Here is a 3,407-nt window from a genome sequence, read left to right on the forward strand (position 1 = left end):
CGTCGCTGTCGGTAGATGGCCGCGCTACCGGTGTGGTATCGCATGCTGGTGCGGTCGTGCTGCTGCGGGTTGCCGAGCAGGCCGGTTTGACCGCGGCGTTGTCGGAGGCGTTGGCGTCGTGGCGTAAGCCGCCTGCCAGCCACGATCCCGGCAAGATCGTGCTCGATGTGGCGGTGGCGCTGGCGCTCGGTGGGGACTGTTTGGCCGACGTCGGCATGCTGCGCGCCGAACCGGGCGTGTTCGGTGCGGTGGCATCTGATCCGACCGTGTCGAGGTTGATCGCCACGTTGGCTGCAGATGCCCCGAAGGCCTTGGCGGCCATTGGTTCTGCGAGGGCTACCGCGCGTGGCGCGGCGTGGACGGCCGCGGGGCAGCACGCGCCGGATCAGGGGATCGACGCCGATCACCCGATGATCGTCGATCTGGATGCGACCTTGGTTACGGCGCACTCGGAGAAGGAGAAAGCCGCACCAACCTTCAAGCGTGGCTTTGGGTTTCACCCGTTGTGCGCATTCGTCGACCACGGCGGTGCAGGAACCGGGGAGTCGCTGGCGATCCTGCTGCGGCCCGGCAACGCCGGCTCCAACACGGCTGCTGACCACAAAACCGTCCTCGACTCGGCTCTGCAGCAGCTGCCCTTGCGGGTCGGCCATCGGGTCGGCAAAAAAGTTCTGGTGCGCACCGACGCCGCCGGGGCCACCCACGAGTTCCTCAACTACCTGAGCGCGCGCCGGCTGTCCTATTCGCTGGGATTTGCCCTCAACGACGCGATGGCCAGCGCCATCGAGGCGATTCCCGACCAGGCCTGGACCCCGGCCTACGACGCCGACGGGCAGGTTCGTGCCGGGGCATGGGTCGCCGAGGCCACCGGGGTCGTTGACCTGTTGGACTGGCCTGCTGGGATGCGGCTGATCGTGCGCAAAGAGCGCCCCCATCCCGGCGCCCAGCTGCGCTTCACCGACCGCGACGGGCTACGGCTGACCGCGTTCGTCACCAACACCGGCCGCGGGCAGCTGCCCGATCTCGAGCTGCGCCATCGCCGCCGCGCCCGCTGCGAAGACCGCATCCGGATGGCCAAAGACACCGGCCTGGACAACCTACCCCTGCACGGATTCGACCAAAACCGGATCTGGTGCGCGCTGGTGCAGCTGGCTACCGATCTGACAGCCTGGCTGCAAATGCTCGCCTTCGACGAGCATCCCGCGCGACGCTGGGAACCCAAACGCTTACGGCTGCGGCTATTTTCGATTGTCGGCCGACTGGCCCGCCACGCCCGCCGAACCCGACTGCGCCTTGCCACCCATGCACCCTGGGTCAACCTGCTGACCACAGCATTGGCCCGCCTCCAACCCGGCTGACCGACAACCAGCCGCCCCCACGACCCACGAAAGGACCAACCCGGGCCCGAGGAACCCGGCAGAACCCCGCTGACCGGGCCCGAGCACCACACCCACAACCGAAAATCAACATCGAAAACAACAATCCGAATCCGGATCTACTGACGTTGTAGTGGGTCATTTTCGGCCTGGTAGCGCCGGGCAGAGACCGCCGCGGGTGAGTAGGGCCATGCCGATCAGGGCCTCGGGGCTGTGGTAGCCGTAGGCGCGTTTGGTCAGTGCCCGCAGGTGAGTGTTCGTCGCTTCGGAGCGGGCGTTGCTGACGTTGTGGTCGAGGGTGTTGTGGATCAGGTCCCGGTAGCGGCGGATGCTGCGGGCCAGGGCGACGAATTCGGGGATGCGGGAATGCGATGCCCACGACAGCCAGCCCGCCAGCAGCTGTCGGCCGTGTTGTCCTTTGACTTGAAACGCTTCCCGTAGTTGCTCTTTGAGCAGATACGCGCGGTAGAGGGTGTTGTTCGTGGTCGTGATCGACGCCAGCGAGGTGCGCTGTTCGCAGGTGAGATCGGCCGGGTTCTTGCGCACCGCCCAGATCGCGTGCCGGTCGCTGATCCCGGCCTTGGTCATGGTGCGGACACGGACCTTGTCCAAGGCTTTGAGCGCCCAGGCCACGACGTGGAACGGATCCAGGCAGATCACCGCGTTGGGAGCTCGTTGGGCCACGACCGCGTGGATCCATTCCGCGCCGTCGGCGGACACGTGGGTGAGCTTGGCGGCCCGTTCCGCGCCGAGTTCGTCGAAGAACTTCTCGAGCGTGTCCTTGTTGCGACCCTCGGCTGCCCACACCAGGCGGCCGGTCCCGTGATCAACGATCACGGTCAAGTAGCGGTGCCCTTTTCGATAGGAAATCTCGTCGATCCCGATCCGAGCCAGCCCCGTGAGCAGGTTGTTCGTCGCCCTTCCGTCGGCGACCACCCGGGCCACGATGCCCGCCACGGTGCGCCACGCCAGCCGCAGAAACACCGTCAACACCGACAGAGCGGTGTGCGCGGCCAGCCAGGCGCAGGTGTCCTCGAACGCCGTGGTGCACTTGGCACCGGGTCGCGCCCACGGCACATGCGCGACGACCACCCCGTGCTCGGGGCACCGCACCCGAGGCGCGGGGGCCTGCAGATAGGCCTTCATCGTGCCGACGTCCAATGTCCGCCACTGCCGCAACCCACCACCGGCGTCATAACCGGGGCAAACCTTGCGGCAACGTGAGCATCGACCCACCTGCCCGGCCTTCGGCCGTACGCGGAAGACGAGCACCTCGCAGCTCACCGTCTCCTTGCGTTCTCGCCTGGTCTCGACCTCGATCGTCACGTCTTCCACGACCAGGTTCGCCCCACCCACGGCCTCACCGAATACCCTGTTCTTGCGCAGCGTCGTACACCCTTCTCACGTCTTGGACCTTCGCAAGTCAAAACGTAAGCAGGACACGGCGTTGCGCCCAAATTCCCAGATCAGCGAACCCACGACAACGTCACAAGTGCCCCGAATCCGATCAGGCCACCACGTCAACTCCACGAAACATCCGGGCTAACCGATGCCAAGGTCAGATCCACCGAAAATCGGACAGTCCCGAAGCCCATGGGAACCGCGATGATAGGCACCTCGAGATATTTATAGAATACGAAAGGCCACGAGCCAGCTGCACCAGAGCATGACGCATGTCGAGGAGGTGATGAGGCGATCATTAATACAAGAGTCGTCGATCAGCCGCTTGAATCAAGCGAGACGGTGACGTTCGATGACGTCCCGACCTACGGACGCGAGCGGATTGCAGCTGTTCTGGATCGAGTATTGGAGCGTGGGGTGGCAGAAGACGTGGTGAATGAGGGGAAGGAGCTTGCAGAATCGGCCCGTTATCCACAAGTCATCCCGCGCAACGCGCATTTTGATTGGAATCAATATGGCGATCCGGAAGTTTTGTTGGCGAAGTTGAACGAGGAAGCACATAGCACATACGTCGAGCGTAAGCGAAGGTTTTCGGATTGGTTCACCGAGACCTTCACTGCGCAAGTACCA

At 64.5% G+C, this 3,407-nt stretch carries 3 protein-coding genes; 2 read left to right on the forward strand and 1 reads right to left on the reverse strand.

Annotation, left to right across the window (positions count from 1 at the left end; all coding sequences use genetic code 11):
- Window positions 1–5: 5 nt before the first annotated feature.
- Window positions 6–1,358: an IS1380 family transposase gene (locus tag VMD50_RS23990; RefSeq protein ID WP_325431446.1), complete on the forward strand. Its 1,353-nt coding sequence runs from the start codon at window positions 6–8 to the stop codon at window positions 1,356–1,358.
- A 156-nt stretch (window positions 1,359–1,514) separates the two neighbouring features.
- On the opposite strand, the gene VMD50_RS23995 is transcribed toward VMD50_RS23990, so the two are convergent.
- The gene (locus VMD50_RS23995) at window positions 1,515–2,762 is read right to left on the reverse strand and encodes an ISL3 family transposase (protein WP_414686152.1); all 1,248 of its coding nucleotides are present in this window, start codon (window positions 2,760–2,762) and stop codon (window positions 1,515–1,517) included.
- Window positions 2,763–3,119: 357 nt separating this feature from the next.
- Here VMD50_RS23995 and VMD50_RS24000 point away from each other — a divergent pair.
- Window positions 3,120–3,407: hypothetical protein (locus tag VMD50_RS24000; RefSeq protein WP_325431444.1), on the forward strand; the 288-nt coding region annotated here is incomplete at its 3' end.

The organism is Mycobacterium sp. (assembly GCF_035506235.1).
Taxonomy (GTDB): Bacteria; Actinomycetota; Actinomycetes; order Mycobacteriales; family Mycobacteriaceae; genus Mycobacterium.